9 protein-coding genes are annotated in these 21,365 nt (G+C 74.4%); 7 read left to right on the forward strand and 2 right to left on the reverse strand.

The window, feature by feature from the left end; translation table 11 throughout:
- Nucleotides 1–2 precede the first annotated feature (2 nt).
- Together ACIBI5_RS24885 and ACIBI5_RS24890 are read right to left on the reverse strand one after the other, a co-directional pair.
- The gene (locus ACIBI5_RS24885; protein ID WP_397250550.1) at nt 3–3,974 is read right to left on the reverse strand and encodes an amino acid adenylation domain-containing protein; all 3,972 of its coding nucleotides are present in this window, start codon (nt 3,972–3,974) and stop codon (nt 3–5) included.
- Complete coding sequence (locus ACIBI5_RS24890; RefSeq protein ID WP_397250552.1) at nt 3,971–8,380, reverse strand: amino acid adenylation domain-containing protein; 4,410 nt, start codon at nt 8,378–8,380, stop codon at nt 3,971–3,973. Before ACIBI5_RS24890 ends, ACIBI5_RS24885 begins: the two co-directional genes overlap by 4 nt.
- 239 nt (nt 8,381–8,619) lie before the next feature.
- Between ACIBI5_RS24890 and ACIBI5_RS24895 the strand changes: the two genes are divergently transcribed.
- The 7 genes from ACIBI5_RS24895 to ACIBI5_RS24925 all read left to right on the forward strand — a co-directional run bounded on the left by ACIBI5_RS24895 (nt 8,620) and on the right by ACIBI5_RS24925 (nt 21,326).
- A complete protein-coding gene (locus ACIBI5_RS24895) occupies nt 8,620–10,587 on the forward strand; it encodes a multicopper oxidase family protein (RefSeq protein WP_397250554.1) in 1,968 nt (655 codons plus the stop codon).
- Nucleotides 10,588–10,677: 90 nt separating this feature from the next.
- Nucleotides 10,678–11,391 (forward strand): SDR family oxidoreductase, encoded by a 714-nt coding sequence (locus ACIBI5_RS24900; protein ID WP_397250556.1) that lies wholly within the window; start codon nt 10,678–10,680, stop codon nt 11,389–11,391.
- 14 nt (nt 11,392–11,405) lie between these two features.
- Nucleotides 11,406–12,524: an isochorismate synthase gene (locus ACIBI5_RS24905; RefSeq protein ID WP_397250558.1), complete on the forward strand. Its 1,119-nt coding sequence runs from the start codon at nt 11,406–11,408 to the stop codon at nt 12,522–12,524.
- Entirely contained in the window at nt 12,511–13,995 is a 1,485-nt protein-coding gene (locus ACIBI5_RS24910) for a (2,3-dihydroxybenzoyl)adenylate synthase (protein WP_397250560.1), read from the forward strand. Before ACIBI5_RS24905 ends, ACIBI5_RS24910 begins: the two co-directional genes overlap by 14 nt.
- Before the next feature lie 5 nt (nt 13,996–14,000).
- Nucleotides 14,001–14,648 (forward strand): isochorismatase family protein, encoded by a 648-nt coding sequence (locus ACIBI5_RS24915; RefSeq protein ID WP_397250562.1) that lies wholly within the window; start codon nt 14,001–14,003, stop codon nt 14,646–14,648.
- Nucleotides 14,641–14,859: a phosphopantetheine-binding protein gene (locus tag ACIBI5_RS24920; protein ID WP_379621142.1), complete on the forward strand. Its 219-nt coding sequence runs from the start codon at nt 14,641–14,643 to the stop codon at nt 14,857–14,859. The genes ACIBI5_RS24915 and ACIBI5_RS24920 overlap by 8 nt, the downstream gene beginning before the upstream one ends.
- Nucleotides 14,856–21,326 carry an amino acid adenylation domain-containing protein gene (locus ACIBI5_RS24925; RefSeq protein WP_397250564.1) on the forward strand — a complete coding sequence of 2,157 codons (6,471 nt, stop codon included), beginning with the start codon at nt 14,856–14,858 and terminating at the stop codon, nt 21,324–21,326. The genes ACIBI5_RS24920 and ACIBI5_RS24925 overlap by 4 nt, the downstream gene beginning before the upstream one ends.
- The last annotated feature ends 39 nt before the right edge of the window (nt 21,327–21,365 follow it).

Genomic DNA, 21,365 nt, shown 5'->3' on the forward strand with positions numbered 1-21,365 from the left:
GTTCAGACGGGGAAGTGGCCCAGCAGGCCGGCCGCGGCGTCGCGGCCGATCACGGCGGGGTCGCCGGCCAGCCAGAGGCGGCCCGCGTGCTCGGCGTGGGAGATGACCAGGGGGTAGTGCTGCTCGGGCGCGTCGGCCCCGCCCTCGTCGGCGAGGGGTGGGAACAGGCTCCGGCGGATGAGGATCTGGCGTCGGGGGTGGGCGCGCAGCACCGCGCCGCCCTGGGGGTGCAGCAGGTACAAGATCTCGTAGTTCAAGGGGTCGGCCGGGGAATCCTCACCCGCCATAGCCGGATATATCCGGGTGGGAGCGCCCGCCGGGGTGATCTCCACATCGGCCAGCAGCGCCGGCCGCCCCAGCCACGCCGCCGTGGCGGCGAGGACGGCGGCGGACGTGAGCGCGCCGACCGGCGCCGACACCCGGAACCTCGGCCCGGCGCCGGGCGACCAGGGCCCGAACACCTCGGCCGTGCCCTTCGCCAGCAGCCCGAGCCAGCCTTCGAGGTCATCCTCACCGGCCTGGAGGCGGGCGGGCACGCCGCCCTGTGCCGCTTCCCCGGTCGAGAGCTGGTGCAGGACACGGTGCAGGGACACCTCGTCGAACACCGCGGCGTGCGCGGCCGCCACCAGCCGCCCGGCGACGGCGACCACCCGCAGGGGCCGTCCTCCGGCCAGGTCCACGCCCTCGCGCGCGAGTTCCAGAGCACCGGCCAGGTCCGTGCCGTCGTGCGTGAGCAGGTCCGCGGCCCGCGGGACGATCGTGGCCCGCCACGGCCTGCGGTCCGGAGTGGAGATGGCCAGCCGCACCGCCTCGTTCAGATCCGCGACGGGGACGACCGCCCGGCCCTCGACCATCCCGGTGATCAGGTACGACGCGACCGGCAGCCCCGAGCGCCGCAGCCGATGCGCCGCCAGCGGCAGCTCGGCCGCCTTCGCGACCGGCGCCGGTCCGGCTTTCGCGAGCAGGAGGGCCAGGGCGGCCGGGGTCCGGTGGTCGAAGACGTCGCCCACCGACAGGGGCGCCCCCGCGCGACCGGCCAGGCGCATCGCCGTGATGCTGTCCCCGCCGAGCTCGAAGAAGTCGTCCTCGGCCCCGGCATCGCCCGCCAGCCCCAGCACCTCGCGGAACAGCCCGCACATCCGCTCCTCCGCGGCCCCCGACGGCGGCCGGGTGGTCCCGTGCGACGGAGAGCCGGGATCGGGCAGCGCGCCGCCGTCGACCTTTCCGCTGGCCGTCCGGGGCAGCGCGCCGATCGGCACGTACAGCGCGGGCACCATCGCCGCGGGCAGCAACCCGCCCAGGTGCGCGCGCAACACGCCGGGCTCCACCTCCCCGTGCCGCCCGACGACATAGGCGACCAGGTAAGAACTCCCGTCAGCCCGGCTCGGCGCCCGGACCGCGCAGTCCCGCACCCCGGGATGGGTCCGTAGCGCGGCCTCCACCTCCCCGGGCTCCACCCGTACGCCCCGGATCTTGACCTGGCCGTCGATCCTGCCCAGGAACTCCAGCACCCCGTCGGCCCGGCGGCGTACCAGATCACCGGTGCGATACATCCGCTCACCGGCGCCGGACGGACAGGCGACGAAATGCCCGGCGCTCAGCCCCGCGCGCCCGTGGTAGCCCCGCGCGAGCTGCACCCCGCCCAGGTACAGCTCCCCCGCGACCCCGTCGGGCACCGGCCGCAGCCAGGTGTCCAGCACATGGGTGGCGGTGTTCCAGATCGGCCGCCCGATCGGTACGACCGCCTCCGCGTTCGCCTCGAACGCGGTGACGTCGATGGTGGCTTCGGTCGGGCCGTACAGGTTCTCGATCGCCACCGTTCCCAGGACGGCCCGCGCGCGCTCCACGAGATCCCCGGGCAGCGCCTCGCCGCTGCAGACGATCCGCCGGAGGCAGGGAAGGTCCGCGGCGCCGAGCCCGTCCAGGAACTCCCGCAACATCGACGGCACGAAGTGCACGACCGTGACGCGCTCCCCGCGCATGACCTCGGCCAGGTAGGCGGGGTCGCGATGCCCGCCGGGCCGCGCCATCACGAGCTGGGCGCCGTGGGTGAGCGGCCACCAGAACTCCCACCCGGACACGTCGAAGCCCGCGGGGGTCTTCTGCAGCACCCGGTCATCGGCCCGCAGCGGATAGGCGTGCTGCATCCACCGGATCCGGTTCGCCAGCGCCCGGTGGGTGATGGCGGCGCCCTTCGGCCGGCCGGTGGAGCCGGAGGTGTGCAGCACATAGGCGACCCGGTCGGGGTGATGCTCCTCGTCGATCACCCCGTCCGTGCCGGGCAGGCTCTCCTCGGTCACCACGCACACCGGCTCGGTGTCGTCCACGATCGCGCGTGACCGGGCGGCGGGCTGCTCGGTGTCGAGCGGCACGTATCCGGCCCCCGTCTTCAGCGCGGCCAGCAACGCCACCACCAGCTCGGCCGAACGGGCGCGGGCCACGCCCACCAGCCGCTCGGGCCCGGCGCCGCGCGAGCGCAGCGCCCCGGCCAGCCGCTCGGAGCGCCGGTCGAGCTCGGCGTAGGTGATGACCTGCCGTTCGTCGCGGACCGCGGGCCGATCGGGGTGCCGCGCCGCCTGTTCCCTGAACATCCGCACCACATCGATCTCCGGTACGGCGACCGCGCTCCCCCTGACAGGAGCCGCCTGTCCCGGCAGCACGTCCACGACCCTGGCCGCCGGATCGGCCGCCATCGCGGCGAGCACGGCCGCCACCCGCTCCGCCGGATCGGCGAGCTCCGGCGGCTCACCCGCGAGCGCCCCCGGCAGCCGATCGACCGACAGCCGCAGCCGCGCCCCCGGCACCACGATCAGCGTGAGCGGATACCCCGTGGCATCGGTCCCGCTCACCCCGCGCAGGCGCAGCCCCCCGAACGACCGCCCGTCCAGAACGGCCGCGTCCACCGGATGGCTCTCGACGACCACCAGCGTGTCGAACAGCGCCCGCCGCCCCACCGCCCGCTGGACGGCGGCCAGCCCCACGTGCTGCGCGCCGAGCGTGCGGGCATGATCGTCGCGCACCCGGCGCAGCAGCCCCGTCACGGACTCGGCGGGTTCCAGCGCCACCCGGGCCGGGACGGTGTTGACGAACAACCCGACCATCGACTCGATACCGGCCACCTCGGCGTCGCGCCCGGAGACCGTCAGCCCGAAGACGACGTCGCTCCGGCCGGTGAGCGTCCGCAGCACCAGCGCCCACGCGGCCTGCGCCGCCACACCCAGCGTGACCCCGGCCGTCCTGCACAGTGCCCGCAACGCCTCGGACGTCTCCTCGCTCAGCTCCGCCCGTGACCGCTCCGCCCGTTCTGCCCGCTCTGCCAGCTCTGCCCGCTCCGGCCGCGCGCCTCGCGGAGCGTCCGGTACGCCCACCAGCGTCGGCCCGTCGAGCCCGGCGAGCCGTTCCCGCCAGGCGGCCAGCGCCGCGTCGTCGCTCCCGTCGCGCCGCCGCTCACGCAGCCACGCCAGGAAGCTCCGGTACGGCGGCGCCGGCTCGAGCCGCCCCGGATCGCCGCCGTTGTCGTAGAGCCGGAGCAGGTCGCCGACGACCAGCGAGTTCGACCACCCGTCCAGCAGCAGGTGATGGTAGGTGAACAGCAGCCGGTGCCGCCCCTCCACGGTCACCAGCGTCATGCGCAGGCAGGGCGAGGCGGTCAGCTCGAACGGCCGGAGCGCGTCGGCCGCCTTGATCCGGGCGTAGGCGTCCTGGCCGGCTTCGCCGTACACCTGAAGGGGCAGGACGCTCTCGGCCGGGATGACCTGGACCGCCTGGCCGGAGGCGCGGGTCACGAACGCGGCCCGCAGGTTGGGATGGCGCGCGAGCAGGGCCTGGCCGGCGGCGCGCAGCCGGCCGGCGTCGAGCGGCCCGTCGAGCTCCAGGTCGAGTTGGACGATGTAGGGGTCGTGGCCGCCGCCGGAGTGGAACAGGATGCCTTCCTGGAGCGGGCTGAGGGGAAGAACGTCCTGCAGGGCGGTCATGCGGGCCTCCACTCTCGCTGGAGCCGGTCCAGTTCGGCAGGGTCGAAATCGTCGATGAGCGGGTCGGCCGCTCCGCCCAGTTCCTCGTGCCAGAGATCGGCCAGGCGGCTCACCTCGGCTTCGGTGAGAAGCTCCTGTGCCCAGGTCCACTGCGCGTGCAGCGTGGGGCCTTCACGGAGCACGGCGTTGATCTCCAGGCAGTGCGGGAGCGGGAGCGCGGGGTCGGCGTGGCCGCGTACGACGGCGTCCTGCCCGACGGTCTGCCGGCCCTCCGCCCGGTCGTGGACGCGGCCCCAGTAGTTGAAGCCGATCTGCGCCCGGGGCAGGGCCGCGAGTACCGGTTCTGTGCGGGGGTTGAGGTGGCGCAGCAGGCCGTACCCGACGCCGTGCGCGGGTGACAGGCGCTCGCGCATGGTGGTGACGTCGTCGTGCGGGCCGAGGCGGAGGCTGACCGGGTATTGGCTGGTCAGCCAGCCGACCGTTCGCGAGAGGTCGGCGCCAGACAGCAGTGACTCCTCCCTTCCGTGCCCCTCGACCTCGATCAGGAGCGGCGGCTCGCCGCCGGTGCGCCACCGGGGTACGGCGCGGGCCAGGGCGAGCAGCAACCTCGCCTGGGCGTCGGCGCCCGGGGCGGCGAAGGGCGCGGTGGTGAGCAGGGATCGGGTGCCGCCGACGGTGTCGCGGGCGGGGTCGAGCGGCCGCCCGCCGAGCGGGGCGCCCGCGTCGCGGGCCAGGTCGCGCCAGTGGGCGAGGCCGGTCTCCCCTGCCGCGGCCAGGTCGTGAAGGTGGCGTGCCCAGGCGCGTAGCGTCGTGCCCGGCTCGGGCAGGCTGATCGGCTCGCCGCGTGCACCCTGGTCGCAGGCTGTGGCGAGGTCCTGCAGGAGGATCGGCCAGGAGACCGCGTCCACGGCCAGGTGGTGGATGGCGATCAGCAACCTGCGGGCGTCCAGCCGCGCGAAGGCGGCCAGTTCGCCTGCCAGCGGGTCCGGGGTCGCCGAGACGCGTTCTTCGTCGGTTTCGGAGACCAGGACGTCCGCCGCCCGGACCGCGCCGGGTTCCCTGATCACGTGCCGCCAGCCGCCGGTGCCGCCGGGGGGCAGCAGGCGGGAGCGCAGGGCGTCATGGGTGTCGAGCACGGACTGGACGGCCGCGGTGAGGATGTCCGGGGTGATGCCGGCGGGCAGGTTCACGACTCGGGCCTGTGTGTAGCCGGTCAACGGGCCGCCCCTGGCGAGCAGTTCGGCCAGGATCGGGGTGATCGGCACCTCGCCGGAGCCCGGTTCGCGGGGCGGGGGCTCGCTCCCGGTGGCCTTCACCAGGGCGCGGGCGCTCTGGTGGACGAAGACGTCCCGGGCCGTGAAGCGCAGGCCCGCCGCCCGTGCGCGGCCGACGAGGCGAATGGCCGCGATGCTGTCGCCGCCGAGCGCGAAGAAGCCGTCGTCAGGGCCCACCCGCTCGAGGTCGAGGACCTCGCGGAACAGGCGGCACAACCGCTGTTCCGCCGCGGTCCCGTGGCTCGCCGCCGGGGCTCGCGGTGCCGGTGCGGGAAGGGCGGCGCGGTCGAGCTTGCCGGCGCGGGTGAGCGGGAGGGCGTCCAGCACCACGACGGCCGCGGGCACCATGGCCTGGGGCAGGATCCGGGCGGCGTGGGCGCGTACCTCCTCGGGGTCCAGGACGGCCGAGCGGGAGACCACGTAGGCGATGAGGCGTTCGCGGGCGCCGGGGGCGGCGCGGTGGGCGGCCACCGCGGCCTGGGCGACGTCCTCGTGGGTGGTGAGCGCGGCTTCCACCTCGCCCGGCTCGATGCGGTTGCCGAGGATCTTGAGCTGGTCGTCGGCCCTGCCGAGGTACTCCAGCAGGCCGTCGCCGCGGCGGCGGGCCAGGTCGCCGGATCGGTAGAGGCGCTCGCCGTGGGCGAAGGGGCTGGCGACGAAGCGGGTCGCGGTCAGGCCGGGGTGGCCGAGGTAGCCGCGGGCGAGCTGCTCGCCGCCGAGGTACAGCTCTCCCGGCACGCCCGGAGGCACCGGCCGCAGCGCGTCGTCCAGCACGTACGCGGCGCAGCCGGGGGCCGGGGCGCCGATGGGGACCGTCCCGGCCGGAAGCTCGCCGGCGTCGGTGAGCTCGTGGACGACGCAGCCCACGGTGGCCTCGGTGGGGCCGTACTCGTTCACGACGGCCCGGACGCCGGGCTCCCGGCGGCCCGCGTGCCATTCCCGCAGGTGGGCTCCGGTCAGTGCCTCGCCGCCGACCACGAGCGTGTGCGCGCCGCCCAGGGCGTCGCCACGGGCGCCGTCCAGCAGGGCGAGGTGGCTGGGGGTGCACTTGGCGAAGGTCAGCCCCTCGACCTGTTCGCCGAACTCACCGGCGACCACCCGCCCGCCCGCCGTCAGCGGCCCGAGGGCGCTGGTGATGTTGAGGTCGGAGGTGAGCGGGCCCGACAGCAGCGCCGTCCCGGCCAGCCCCGGGTAGCGCTCACCCGCCCACGACAGGTACGCGGCCAGCGCGGCCCGGCCGACCACGACCCCCTTGGGGCGGCCGGTCGAACCGGAGGTGTAGATCACGTAGGCGGCCTGGCCGGGGTGGGGCAGCGCTCGTGCGGGCCCACCGGGCGCGTCGGGTCCTGGGTGGGGCGGCGCTTGCGCGGGCCCGCCCGACACGTCGTCTTCGAGATGGTCCGCTCTCACGGCTTCGACGCCCGCGGGCAGGGGCGGTGATCCGGCGGCCGTCACCGCGAGGCGGGCCCCGGCGTCGGCGATGACGGCGGCGTTCCTGGCGGGCGGATGGCCGGGGTGGAGCGGCAGGAAGGCGGCACCGGCCTTCAGCGTGGCCAGGACGCCGACCAGGCTCCACTCCCCCGCCGGAAGCGGAAGCGCCACGACGCTCTCGGGTCCGGCGCCGCGTTCGGCCAGCCTGGCGGCCAGGACGCCGGACAGGCGGTCGAGCTCGCCGTAGGTCAGGTGCCCCACGGCGATCCGCTCCGGATGGGCGGCGGCGCGCTCGGCGAAGCGGCGGGTCACCCAGGTCTCCGGCTCGGCGACCCGGTGCGGCGGGCCTTGGGCGAGGGCGAGCTGGTCGCGGTGTTCGGCCGGAGAAAGGAGGTCGACGCGGTGGAGGGGGAGGTCGGGGTCGGCGACGGCGGCCTCGACGAGGCGGACGAGCCGGTCGGCGAGGGTCCGGGCGGCGGCGGGGCTGAAGCGGGCGGCGGCGACGTTCAGCACACCCTCCAGCGACCCGTCTCCGGCGTGGTCGACGAAGGCGAAGGTGAGGTCGAACTTGGCGGTCCGCGCGGGGATGGGGATGACCTGGCCGAGGAGGTCGTCCAGCGGTAACCGGCGCCCGTCGGCCTTCTCGTACACGGTCATGACCTGGAACAGCGGGTTGTGGCCGGGCGAGCGGGCCGGGTTGAGGCCGTCCACGAGGCGGTCGAAGGGGAGGACGTGGTGGCCGTAGGCGCGCAGCCCGCGTTCGCGCACGCGGGCGAGGAGCTCGCGCAGCGTGGGCCGGCCGGACAGGTCGGCGCGCAGGACCGTGGAGTTGACGAGCAGGCCGATGAGGTCGTCCCAGCGCGGCTCGTCCCGGCCGGAGACGGCGACGCCCAGCGGGATGTCGTCGCCCGCGCCGAGCCGGTGCAGCAGCGCGGCGACTGCGGCCTGCAGCACCATGAACGGGCTGGCCCTGCTCTGCCTGGCCAGGGTCCTCAGCGCCGCGGCGGTGGCGGGCGGAAGGACGAATCCCACGTCCATCCCCTCGTCGCCGCTGCCGGAACGGTCGGCGGGCAGGGGGAGGTGTTCGGGCAGACCGTCCAGGGCCTGCCGCCAGTGCGCGATCTCCCGGGCCGTCAACGACCCGGCGTCCTGCTTGTCGCCCAGCCGCTCGTGCTGCCACCGCGCGTACTCGCCGTACTGCGAGGCCCGCGCCGCCCACCACGGCGCTCTCCCGGCCCGGCGCGCGCGGTAGGCCACGTGCAGGTCCCTGGCCAGCACCTGGAACGACCACTGGTCGGCCAGCACGTGGTGCAGCACGAACAGCAGCACCGGAGCCCCGCCGTCCACCCGGAACAGCCACACCCCCCAGGGCGGCTCCTTCTCCAGGTCGTACGGACGTGCCACGGCCGCGCGCACCCGCTCCTCGACCTCCGGCTCCGCGAGGTCCACGACCGCGAGATCGCCCCGCCATCCCGCCTCCACGCGCTGGCACGGCTCGTCGTCGGCGGAGGCGATCACCGTGCGCAGGATGTCGTGCCTGGCCACCACGTCGGCCAGCGCCCGGCGGAGCGCGAGCTCGTCGGGCATGCCGTTCAGGCGCAGTGCGAAGGGCATGTTGTAGGTCGCCGAAGGGCCGTTCCAGCGGTGGAGGAACCAAAGGGCTCGCTGGGCGTAGGACGCCGGTGTGGAATCTGCTGCCATCGCGGGTGGTCCGCCTCCTGAAAGGTCCCCTGACCGTCCCGGACGGGACGAAGCAAACTTAGGTTAGGCTAACCTAAGTTCTCTGACAAGAGCCTCCAAGGAGAACATCCGCCTCCCGGACCGGCGCGTGATCATAGGTGGTTCTGTCCACATTTCAAGCCTTGAAGAGTCTTGTTTATTAGGTTTGCCTAACCTAACTTCATGGCTCGGATCTCTACCCTTTTCCCGGGAGCCGCCCGATGTCGGACCAACCCTCGATCTCCCGGCGCAGCCTGCTCGCCGGCGCCACCACCCTCGGCGTGGCCGGCGGATACGGCCTGCACGCCGTACTCAGTCCGAGCTCCGCGGCCGCGCCCCCGCGCGCCCACACCACGCACGCTCCCGCCTTCGAGGCCGTGACCCGCGAACCGGGCGCCGCGACGGTGTTCGTCCAGACGGCCGCCGCCCCCGGCGACGTGCTGCAGTTACGCCCCTACCGCGACCGCCTGCGCGTCCCGCCCCGCGCCAGAGTGCGGCGCGAACGCGGCCTGTCCACGCTGACCGTCACCATGCGCCCCGTGACCGCCCGCCTGCACGCGGACCTGCCGCCCACCACGCTGTGGGCCTACGACGGCCACTTCCCCGGCCCGACCATCGAGGTCCGCCGCGGCGAACGGCTCCGCGTCACCTGGGCCAACGCCCTGAGCGGCGCCTACCCGGTCACCGCCGTCCAGCTCCGCGCGGCGCCGGGCCCGGTGCCCGTCTGGGACCTGCCGGGCAGGAGCGGCGCGACGCCCAGGGCCGACGTGGCCGCCCTGCCGCCCTGGGCCGTGGTGCACCTGCACGGCGCGCACACCGGCGGCGGCAACGACGGCTGGGCCGAGAACGCGGTCCCGCCCGGCGCCGCGCAGCTCGCCGAGTACGCCAACGAGCAGCGCTCGGCCACCCTCTGGTATCACGACCACGCCATGCACATCACCCGGTTCAACACCATGACCGGGCTGACCGCCGGCCTCTATCTGATCCGCGACGACGAGGAACACGACCTCGGCCTGCCCTCCGGCCCTTACGAGATCCCGCTCGTGCTGTGCGACCGCAACTTCGACACCGACGCCGACGGCAAGGTGAACGGCCGCCTGCTGCACAAGATCACGGAGTACCCGCAGCAGACCGAGACCGTCGTACGCTCCTTCACCGGCCCCTACACGCTGGTCAACGGCACCGTCTGGCCCTACGCGGAGGTCAAGCCGGCGTGGTACCGCTTCAGGATCGTCAACGCCTCCAGCATCCGCCCCTACCTGCTGCGCCTGGTAGACCAGAACGGCCAGCCGGTGCCGGGCAGGGTGTTCCAGATCGGCAGCGACGCCGGGCTGCTGCCCGCGCCCGTGCCGATCGAGGACTGGGTGCTGGTCACACCGGCCGAGCGGGCCGACGTCCTGGTCGACTTCACAGGGCTGGAGGGCCGGTCGCTGCGGTGGGTGGACGCCTCGTTCATCGCCTCGCCGGTGCCCGAGGTGATCAACTTCCGGGTGAGCGGGGACCGGCGCCCGCCGACGTTCACGCTGCCCCCCAAGATCAGCGCGAGCTTCGAGCAGGTCGACCCCGCGGCCCTGCCCCAGCACAAGGAACGGCTCGTTCTCATCACCCCGGCCTTTCCCATCAACGCGGAGATGTGGGAGATGGAACGCGTCGACGCGCCGCCGGGACCGCTGCCCGCCGACGGGATCGTCCAGTTCGAGGACGCGAAGGGGCAGGTCACCACCTATCGCAGGCTGTCCAGGGACTATCCGGACCCGGTCGCCTTCCACGTGGCCGACGGCGACTGGGAGACCTGGCGGTTCGTGTCGCTGGAGGGCAGCGGGGTGCCGCATCCCATGCACGCCCATGGTTTCTCCTTCCAGGCGCAGGAGCGGCTGCGGCTGGACGCGTCCGGGTTCAAGTACTTCACGACCAGCGGTTCCACCCGCCTCGGCGGCGGCACGGAGAAGCCGATCAAGATCCTCGAAGCCGAGCCGCTGCGACCGGAGGAGCGCGGCTGGAAGGACGTGATCGCGGTCGGCTTCCGCGAGATGATCACGACGGTGGGCCGGTTCACGGGCTCGGTCGGGCGCTTCATGCACCACTGCCACATCTACGAGCACGAGGACCACAAGATGATGCGGCCGTTCGTGGTGCTGCCGAAGCAGGTGGCGGCCATGGACCCGCACGGGACGGGCGGTGGCCACTGAAGACTCGGACAGTCTTGACAGATGCTCAGCAAACGTACAAATTAGGTTAGCCTTACCTAACTTCATTCTGACCTACGAGGGGCTTCAGGATTGGATGGCATCGGGGACTCCGTTGCTCTGGTCACCGGCGCGGGCAGGGGCATCGGCGCCGCCGTCGCCGCCACACTCACCCAGGCGGGCGCCAAGGTGGCCGCCGCCGACCTCGACGGCACGCCGTACCGGCTGGACGTACGGGACTCGCGCGCGGTGGACACCCTGGTCGACCGGGTGGAGCGCGAGCTCGGCCCCATCGACATCCTGGTCAACGTCGCCGGAGTGCTCCATCCCGCTCGCGCGCAGGACACCGACGACGAGCGCTGGCGGCAGACGTTCGCGGTCAACGCCGACGGCGTCTTCCACACCTGCCGGGCCGTCGCCCGGCGCATGATCCCCCGGCGGCGGGGATCGATCGTCACCGTGGGCTCCAACGCCGCGACCATCCCCCGCGTCGGCATGGCCGCCTACGCCGCGTCCAAAGCGGCCGCGCGGGCTTTCACCCAATGCCTGGGACTGGAGCTGGCCGGGCACGGGATCCGCTGCAACATTGTCTCGCCCGGCTCCACCGACACGGCCATGCTGCGCGCGCTCCAAGGGGGCGATCCCGTCGCGGGGGACCTGGCCACCTTCCGCACCGGCATCCCCCTCGGCCGCGTGGCGGAACCGCGTGACGTCGCCGAGGCCGTGCTCTTCCTGGTCTCCGCGCGTTCACGGCACATCACCCTGCACGACCTTCTCGTCGACGGCGGCGCCACCCTGCGCGCCTGAGTGATTGGAACTCGATGGAAAGTCTGACCACCGCCGCGGACCCGCTTGCGGGATACGAGCGCACCCGGTCGGTGCTGTTCGCCTCCCCGCGGGGGACGCTGCTCACGCGGGGCAGATCCACGATCGCCGGCGGCGAGCTGGCCACCCTCGCCGACCGGCTGCCCGCGTTACTGGGCCGGTCCGGCGGGCTGGCCGCCGGGGCGATCTCCTTCGACGGGACCGCGCACCTGCTCGTCCCCTCCGAGTCGGCCTGGTCGGCGCCGCTGCCGGCCGCCGCCCCGCCGGTGCCCAGCGGGCGCTGGTGGAGAAGGCAGACCCCGGCGCCGGCCGCGTACATGCGGGCGGTACGGCTGGCCCTGGCCGAGCTGGAGGCGGGCAACCTCGACAAGGTCGTCCTGGCCCGCACCCTGGAACTGCGCTCCGACGAGCCGATCAGCCTGCGGCAGCTGCTGCGTCCCCTGCTCGGCCACGGCTACTCCTTCGCCACACCGCTGCCCGGCGGGAGCACCCTCGCCGGAGCCAGCCCCGAACTGCTCGTCGCCCGCCACGGCAGGCAGGTCATCAGCAACCCGCTGGCGGGCTCGGCCGAGCGCAGCGCCGACCCCGTGGAGGACTCCCGCCGGGCCGCCGCGCTGCTGGAGTCGGCGAAGGACCTGCACGAGCACCGCCTGGTCGTCGAGGCCGTCGCCGAACGGCTGAGCCGATACTGCGACAGCCTGGAGGTGCCGAAGACCCCGCGGCTCACCTCCACCGCGACGATGTGGCACCTGTCCACCAAGATCACCGGCACCCTGCGCGACCCGGCGACGTCGGTGCTGACGCTGGCCGCCGCGCTGCACCCGACCCCGGCCGTGTGCGGCACCCCGCAGGCCGCGGCCCGGCGGGTGATCGGCGAGCTGGAGGCGGTCGAGCGCGGCTTCTACAGCGGCCTGGCCGGATGGTGCGACGCCGCGGGCGACGGCGAGTGGGCGGTCGCCATCCGCTGCTGCGAGGTGCACGAGCACACGGTGCGGCTGTTCGCGGGAGCCGGCATCGTCGCCGGATCCGTCCCGGAACGGGAGCTGGCCGAGACCACGAGCAAGTTCCGCACGGTCCTGGACGCGCTGGGGGCGGGCAACGATGCACTGGACTGACGAGGAGGCGGCCCGCTACCGGGCCGCGGGCTACTGGAGCGGCATCAGCTTCGGCGACCTGCTGCGCGAGCTGGCCGGGCGCCACGGGGAGCGGACGGCGCTGGTCTCGCCGTCGGCCCGGTGGAGCTTTCGCGAGCTGGACGAGCGCGCCGACCGCCTGGCCGCCGGGCTGCGCGCGCGGGGCGTCGGGCCGGGCGACCGGGTCGTGGTGCAGCTGCCGAACGTGCCGCAGTTCCACCAGGTCTGCTTCGCCCTCTACCGGCTCGGGGCGTGGCCGGTCTTCGCGCTGCCCGGCCACCGGTCGGCGGAGATCTCCCATTTCTGCGGCTTCACCGAAGCCGTGGCCTACATCTGCCCGGACGAGGCGCACCGCGCGTACGCCCCGGGCACGCCGTCGATCACTCTGGACGAGCTTCCCGAGGCCGAGCCGGTGGAGCTTCCCGGCCGCGATCCGGGCGAGGTGGCGTTCCTGCAGTTGTCGGGCGGCAGCACGGGACTGCCCAAGCTGATCCCGCGCACCCACGACGACTACATCTACAGCTTCCGCGCCAGCGCGCGCCTCTGCGGGCTGAGCGGGGACAGCGTCTACCTGTGCGCGCTGCCCGCCGCGCACAACTTCCCGATGAGCTCGCCGGGCGTGTTCGGGGCGCTGAGCGCCGGCGCCGCGTCCGTCCTGGCGCCCGACCCCAGCCCGAGCACCTGCTTCCCGCTGATCGAACGCGAACGGGTCACGATCGCGGCGCTGGTGCCGCCGCTGGCGTTGCTGTGGCTGCGCGCCGCCGCCGGCGCCGCGTACGACCTGTCCAGCCTGGACGTCCTGCAAGTGGGCGGCGCCAAGTTCAGCGAGGAGGTGGCAAGGCGGGTGCGCCCGGAGCTCGGCTGCACCCTCCAGCAGGTCTTCGGCATGGCCGAGGGGCTGGTCAGTTACACGCGGCTCGACGACCCCGAGGACGTCATCGTCTCCACGCAGGGCCGCCCCCTGTCCCCCGCCGACGAGGTCGTGGTGGAGGACGACGGGCAACTGCTCACCCGCGGGCCGTACACGATTCGCGGCTATTGGCGCGCCGAGGAGCACAACAAGCACGCCTTCACCGCCGACGGCTTCTACCGCACGGGCGATCTGGTACGGCTCACGCCCACCGGCCACCTCGTGATCGAGGGCCGCGCCAAGGACCAGATCAACCGCGGCGGGGAGAAGATCGCCGCCGAGGAGGTGGAGAACCACCTGCTGGCCCATCCGTCGGTCCACGACGTGAGCGTGGTGGGCCTGCCCGACCCCTACCTCGGCGAACGCGCCTGCGCCTACGTCATCTGCGCCGGCCCGCCCCCGCCCAAGGCCGAGCTGCGCACGTTCCTGCGCGAGCGCGGCATCGCCACCTTCAAGATCCCCGACGTGTTCGAATACGTCGACGCCTTCCCCAGCACGGCCGTCGGCAAGGTGAGCAAGCGACATCTCCGCGAGAGGACCTGACGATCATGGCCATTCCCGAGATCGCCCCCTATCCGATGCCCAGTCAGGTACCCGCCAATCGCGTCGCCTGGCGCCCCGACCCGCGCAGGGCCGTCCTGCTCATCCACGACATGCAGAACTACTTCCTCGACGCCTTCACCCCCGGTCAGTCCCCGTTGATCGAACTGATGGCCAACGTCCTGGCACTGCGCGCCCGGTGCGCGGACCTGGGCGTGCCGATCATCTACTCGGCCCAGCCGGGGGCGCAGAGCACCGAGGACCGCGGCCTGCTGCGCGACTTCTGGGGTGAGGGCGTCGGCGCCGACCCCCGTGAGGCCGAGATCGTGGCCGGGCTCGCGCCGCGCGGCGACGGCCTGGTGATCACCAAGTGGAGGTACAGCGCCTACCAGCGCACCGACCTGGCCGGGCTGACGAAGGACAAGGGGCGCGACCAACTGATCATTTGCGGCGTCTACGCCCACATCGGCGTGCTCATGACGGCGTGCGAGGCGTTCATGCGGGATGTGCAGCCCTTCGTCGTGGCCGACGCGGTGGCCGACTTCTCCTTGGAACACCACGAGATGGCGCTGCGCTACGCCGCCGAGCGCTGCGCGGTCACCGCGACCACCGCGCAGATCAGCCGGGCCCTCAGCAGGGAGGTGGCCGGTGTCTGAGACGGCCCGGCGGCTGCGCGCGCAGGTCGCCGAACTGCTCTACGTCGAGCCGGAGGAGATCGGCCCCGACGACGACCTCCTCGCGGCGGGCATGGACTCCATCCGGCTGATGACCCTGGCCGAGCGGTGGCGGGCAGAGGGCGCGGAGGTGTCCTTCCCCGACCTGGTCGAGCGCCCGACGCTGACGGCCTGGGCGGAGCTGCTGGCATGACCATGCCCCTGACCGGGGCTCAGGCGGGTATCTGGTTCGCCCAGCGCCTGGACCCCGGCAACCCCCTCTACAACGCCGCCGACCGGCTCGACATCCACGGCCCGCTGGACGCCGCCCGCTTCGAGCGGGCACTGCGCCGGTGCCTGGCCGAGGCCGAGCCGCTGCGGCTGCGCTTCACCGAGGAACCGGCCCAGTACGTGCCCGACTGGGACTCCGTCAGCGGCCGCCTGGTCCTGCTCGACCTGCGCGGCGAGCCCGACCCGGAGGCGGCGGCCGAGGAGTGGATGCGCGCCGGCACCCGCTCCCCCGTCGACGTGGTCACCGGGACCCTGCACCACCACGCCCTGCTGCGCCTGTCCGACGAGCACACGGTCTGGTACCTGCGAGCCCACCACATCCTCATCGACGCCTACGCGCTCTCGCTCCTGGTCGGCCGGGTCGCGGAGATCTACTCGGCGCTCACCGACGCGCTCGCGCCGGGGCCCAGCCCGTTCGGCACCCTCGCGCCCGTGCTGGCCCAGGAACGGGACTACCGCCGGTCCCCGCAGTTCGCGGCCGACCGGGCCTACTGGCTGGGACGGCTCGCCGGCCGCCCGGACCCGGTGGGCCTCACCCGCGAGCCGCCGACCCCGGCCCACGAGGTCGTCCGCTGCCGCGCGTCCCTGCCGCCCGCGCGGCACTGGGACGCCCTGGCCCGGCAGGCCCGCGCGACCTGGGCAGACGTGGCCGCCGCCGGGGTCGCCTGCTACGTCGGCAGGGTCACCGGAACCACCGACGTGGTGATCGGGCTGCCGCTGATGAACCGCTCCGGCGCCGGGCTGCGGGTGCCCTGCCTGGCGGTCAACGTGCTGCCGCTGCGGCTGGACGTACGGCAGGGCCGTACCCTGGGCTCGCTCGTGGAGCAGGCGGCGCGGCGCATCGCCGAGGCGCGCGCTCACTGCCGCTACCGCAGCGAGGACCTGCGCCGGGACCTCGGGCTGGCCGGGACCCGGCACCCGCTGTCCGGCCCGATGCTCAACATCAAGCCGTTCCCCACCGAGGTGAAGTTCGCCGGATCCTCCGGCACCGTCACCAACCTCGCCGCCGGACCGGTGGACGACGTCGCCATCACGCTGAGCTTCGACGGCGACCAGCTGATCCTGGACCTCGACGGCAACGCCGCCCGCTACACCCCCGAGTCCCTGGCCGCGCACACCCGCCGCCTCGCCCGCTTCCTCGGCGCGCTCGCCGACGTGCCCGCCGGCACGCCCCTGGGCCGCCTGGACCTGCTGACCGACGAGGACCGCGCCGCCCTGCCCGCGCCGCGCCGCCCGCCCGTCGCGCCGCCGTCCGTCGTCGCCGCCTTCCAGGAGCGGGTACGGCTGGCGCCGGACGACCTCGCCCTCGTCAGCGGCGAGGAGAAGCTGACCTTCGCCGACCTCGGCGCCAGGGTGGACCACATGGCCGGCCAGCTCGTGCTCGAAGGGGCCGGACCCGGCCAGATCGTCGCGCTGGCCCTCCCCCGCTCGGCCGAACTGGTCGTGGCGCTGCTGGCCGTGCTGCGTTGCGGGGCCGCGTTCCTGCCGGTCGACCCCGCCTACCCCGCCGGACGGCGGCGCCTCATGCTCACCGACGCCGCCCCCTCGATCGTGATCACCCCCGGCTGGGCGCAGGCGGGCGAGGTCCCGCGCACCCGCATGGCGGAACCGCACCCCGATGACGCCGCCTACGTCATCTACACCTCCGGCTCCACGGGCAAGCCCAAAGGCGTCGTCGCCACCCACGGCGGCCTGGCCGCGCTCCTGGCCGGCCACCGCGAGCGCCTGGTCCCCCGCGGGGAACGGCTGCGCGTCGCGCACACCGCGTCGTTCTCCTTCGACGCCGCACTCGACCCGCTGCTGTGGATGGTGCTGGGTCACGAGCTCCACCTGATCGGCGAGGACGTCCAGGGCGACGGCGCCGCGCTGACCGCGTACGTGCGCGAGAACGCCATCGGCTGCCTCGACGTCACGCCGTCGCAGCTGAAGGAGCTGCCCGAACTGCTGGCCGGCCCGCCGCGCGTCACCGTGGTCGGCGGCGAGGCCGTGCCGGAGCCGATGTGGCGCGCCCTCCGCGAGCGCACGCGGGCGGTCAACCACTACGGGCCGACCGAGGCGACCGTCGACGCCTACACCTGGTTCGGCGACGGCGGGGAGGGGCCCACCGCGGGAACCGGCGTCCACATCCTCGACGGCGCCCTGCGGCCCGCGCCGCCCGGAGTCGTCGGCGAGCTGTACCTGTCCGGCGCCGGTCTGGCCCGCGGCTACCTCAACCGGCCGGCGCTCACCGCCGGACGGTTCGTGGCCGCGCCGGGAGGGGAACGCCTCTACCGCACCGGCGACCTGGCCCGCTGGGACGCCGAAGGCCGTCTGGAACTGCTCGGCCGCGGCGACGAGCAGATCAAGCTGCGCGGGCTGCGCATCGAGCCGGGCGAGATCGAGGCCGTGCTGGAAAGCCATCCGGACGTCGGCGCCGCCGCGGTGGCCGTGCACGGCGACCGGCTGATCGGCTACGTGACGTCCGCCGCCGACCCGCTGCTCGTGCGCGAGCACGCCGCGGAACACCTGCCCGCCGCGCTCACGCCCGCGGCGATCGTGCCGCTGGCCACGCTGCCCCGCACACCCGGAGGCAAGCTGGAGCGCGCCGCCCTCCCCCCACCCGTCGTCGTCGGCGGGCGTGACCCCGACGCCCGCACGGCCGCGGAACGCGCCCTGTGCGAGCTGTTCACCGAGGTGCTGGGCGTCGCGGCCGGGCCGCGCGACAGCTTCTTCGACCTGGGCGGCCACTCGCTGCTGGCGGGGCGGCTGGCCGGGCGCATCCGGGAGAGCTTCGGCGTGCGGCTGCCGGTCAGGGAGGTCTTCTCCGGCCCCACGCCCGCCGAACTGGCCGCCCGGCTGCCGGCCGACCGGGCCGCGCGGCCCCCGTTGCGGCGCAGGCCCAGGCCGCGGCCGATGCCGCTGTCCTCCGCGCAGTCCCGGCTCTGGTTCCTGCACCGCGCCGACGGGGGCGGGCCCGCCCACAACCTCCCCATCGCGGTACGGCTCAGCGGGCCGATGGACCGCGAGGCCCTGTCCACGGCGCTGGCCGACGTGGTGGCCAGGCACGAGATCCTGCGCACGGTCTTCCCCGACCGGGACGGCGTGCCGTACCAGGAGATCCGGCTGCCGGCGCCGGTGGCGCTGCCCATGTGGCAGCCGGACATGCCGGAGACGGCGATGCGCACCATCGCCCGCCGCGCCTTCGACCTGACCCGCGAGCCGCCCTTCCGCGCGCACCTGCTGCGGCTGGGCGCCCGCGAGCACATCCTCATGCTGGTCCTGCACCACATCGCGGGTGACGGCTGGTCGGTGGGCCCGCTGGTGCGCGACGTCCAGACCGCCTACGCCGCGCGCGCCGCCGGGCACAGTCCCGGGTTCGAGCCCCTGCCGGTGCAGTACGCCGACTACACGCTGTGGCAGCTCGACCTCGGCGAGCCGGGCCGCGAGCACTGGACCAAGGCACTGGCGGGCCTGCCCGAGCGGCTCGACCTGCCCACCGACCGGCCGCGGCCCGCCGTCCCCACCGGCGCGGGCGACACCGTGCCGGTGGCGATCGCGCCCGAGATCTGGACCGGCGCCCTGGACCTGGCCCGCCGCAGCCACGCCACTCCGTTCATGGTGCTGCACGCCGCGCTCGCCGCCCTGCTGACCAGGCTGGGGGCAGGCACCGACATCCCGACCGGCACACCGGTCGCCGGACGCCACGACAGCGCGCTGAGCGGGGCGGTCGGCTCGTTCGCCAACCTGCTCGTGCTGCGCGCGGACACCTCGGGCGACCCCACCTTCGCCGAACTGCTCCATCGGGTGCGCGAGGCCGACCTGGCCGCCTTCGACCACCCGGAGCTGCCCTTCGACCGGCTGGTCGAGGCGCTGAACCCGGTCCGCGCCCGCGACCGGCACCCGCTGTTCCAGGTGATGCTGGTGCTGCGGGAGGCCGCGGAGTCCCGCCTGGTGCACACCGGCACGGCCGCGTTCGACCTGACGCTGCGGCTGGACACCGACGGCAACGGCTTCCTGGAGTACAGCACCGACCTGTTCGACCGCGACGGCGCCCTGTCGCTGGCCGCCCGCTTCACCGGCCTGCTGGGTCAGGCGGTGACCGAGCCGGACCTGCCGATCGGCCGCCTCGACCTGCTCGACGCCGCCGAACGCGCCTGGCTGACCGGCGGCGCCGACCCGGACCCCGTCCTCGTCTGCGCCGCCGGGGACACGGTTCCCGACCGGTTCGAGGCGCTGGCGCGGCGTACCCCGCAGGCGAAGGCCGTCGGCGCGCTCACCTACCGCAGGCTCAACACCCGCGCCAACCAGCTCGCGCACAAGCTGATCGCGCACGGCGCGCGGCCCGAGGCGGTCGTCGCCGTGGACCTGCCGCGCGGGCCCGACCTGGTGGTGGCGATCCTCGCGGTGCTGAAGGCGGGGGCGGCGTGCCTGCCGCTCGACCCGTCCGACTCCCGCGAGCGCGTCGACGCCGTGCTCGCCGACGCCGGCCCGGTCTGCGTGGTGGACGAGAGCTGGCTGGAGGACCTGGGCGAATGGCTCGGCCACAACCCGGAACGTGCGCTGCGGCCCGAGCATCCCGCGTACGTGACGTACTCCTCCGGCCTGACCGGGCTGCTCGTCACCCACCGCAACGTGCTGCGGCTGCTGTCGGAGACCGGGGCCTCGCTCGGGTTCACCCGCCGCGACGTGTGGGCGTCCTTCGACCTTTCGCCCCGGGAGCTGTGGGGCGCGCTGCTGTCCGGAGGCCGCCTCGTCGTGGTGCCGCACCCGGTCGGCCGCTCTCCGCTCCAGTTGCTCGCCCTGCTGCGGCGGGAGAAGGTGACGGTGCTCAACCTGGCCCCTGCCGCCTTCGACCGGCTCATGGCCGACGACGACGGCCGCGAGCTGCCGCTCCGCTACGTGATCTTGAACGGTGCGGTCCTGGACGCCGCGCGTGTGCGCGACTGGCGACCGGACGGACCCCGGACGCTCACCGTGCGCGGCCTCACCGAGACGAGCGCGCACGTCACCGGCCGCCTACACACCACCGGAGGGCCGCACACCACCGGAGGGCCGCGCGACGACGGCCGCGACCCGCGCGTCTACGTGCTCGACGAGCGGCTGCAGCCGGTCCCGCCCGGGGTGACGGGCGAGGTGTACGCGGCGGGCCCCGCCCTGGCCCGCGGCTACCTGGGCAGGCCCGGCCTGACCGCCGAGCGGTTCGTCGCCGACCCGTTCGGCCCGCCCGGCTCGCGCATGTACCGCACCGGCGGCCTGGCCGTCTGGCGGCGCGACGGCACCCTCGCCCACACCGGGCGCCGGGAACCCGGCCGGGCCGGAACGACGGCGCGCGCACCACACGGCCCTGGCACGCCGATCGCGCTGACACGCGCGGCGTTCGATCCCGGCGCGGAGGCCGCGCCGGCGCGGGCGCCCCACGGGCCTCGGGCGGCGATGCTGTGTGAGCTGTTCGCCGAGGTGCTGGGGCTGCCGCGGGCCGGCGTCGACGACGGCTTCTTCGAGCTGGGCGGGCACTCGCTGGCCGCGGTGCGGCTGATCGACCGCATCGGCCAGGTGCTCGGGGCCACGCTCCCGGTCGGCGCGTTGTTCGCGGCGCAGACCCCGGCCGCCCTGCTGAGCCTGATCGACGGCGGCACCCGCGCGGACCCGCTCGGCGTGCTGCTGCCCCTACGCCAGGCGGGCTCACGGCCGCCGCTGTTCGCTGTTCACCCGGCCGGTGGGCTCGGCTGGTGTTACGGCGGGCTGATCAAGCACCTGCCCGGCCGCCCGATCTACGCCCTCCAGGCCCGCCGCCACCCGCTGCCCGCCTCGCTGACGGAGCTGGCCGCCGACTACGCCGCCCAGATCCGGTCGGTACAGCCCGACGGCCCCTACCATCTGCTCGGCTGGTCCACCGGGGGCGTCATCGCGCAGGAACTGGCCGTGCTGCTCGCCGACGTACGGCTGCTGGCGATCCTCGACGCCCGGCCCGCCGAGGCGCTGCGCGAGCTGCCGCCCCCCGACGAGGCGGAGGCGCTGGAGGCGCTGCTGGCCATGGACGGCCACGCCCCCGACGCCGCGCTCACGCTGGAGCGGGTCGCGGAGATCCTGCGCAGGGAGGGCAGTCCGCTGGCCGGACTGCCCGCGGGCGCCCTGGCCGAGCTCAGGGACGTCCACCTCAACACCGACCGGCTGGTACGCGGCCACGGCACGAGGGTGTACCAGGGCGACGCCCTGTACTTCCGGGCCACCGCCGGCACCCTTCACGACCGCCGGCCGGCCGGGGCGTGGCGCCCGCACATCACCGGCGTGATCGACGCGCACGACGTGGCCTGCGACCCCAAGGACCTGACCCGGCCGGGACCGCTCGCCGAGATCGGCGCGGTCCTCTCCGCGCGGCTCCACGACCGCGAGGGCGAACCCCTCGGGTGACCCGCTTGACGACCGCCCTAAGTTAGAGTGCGTAACTTT

The sequence above is a fragment of the Nonomuraea sp. NPDC050540 genome, assembly GCF_044457485.1.
GTDB lineage: Bacteria > Actinomycetota > Actinomycetes > Streptosporangiales > Streptosporangiaceae > Nonomuraea.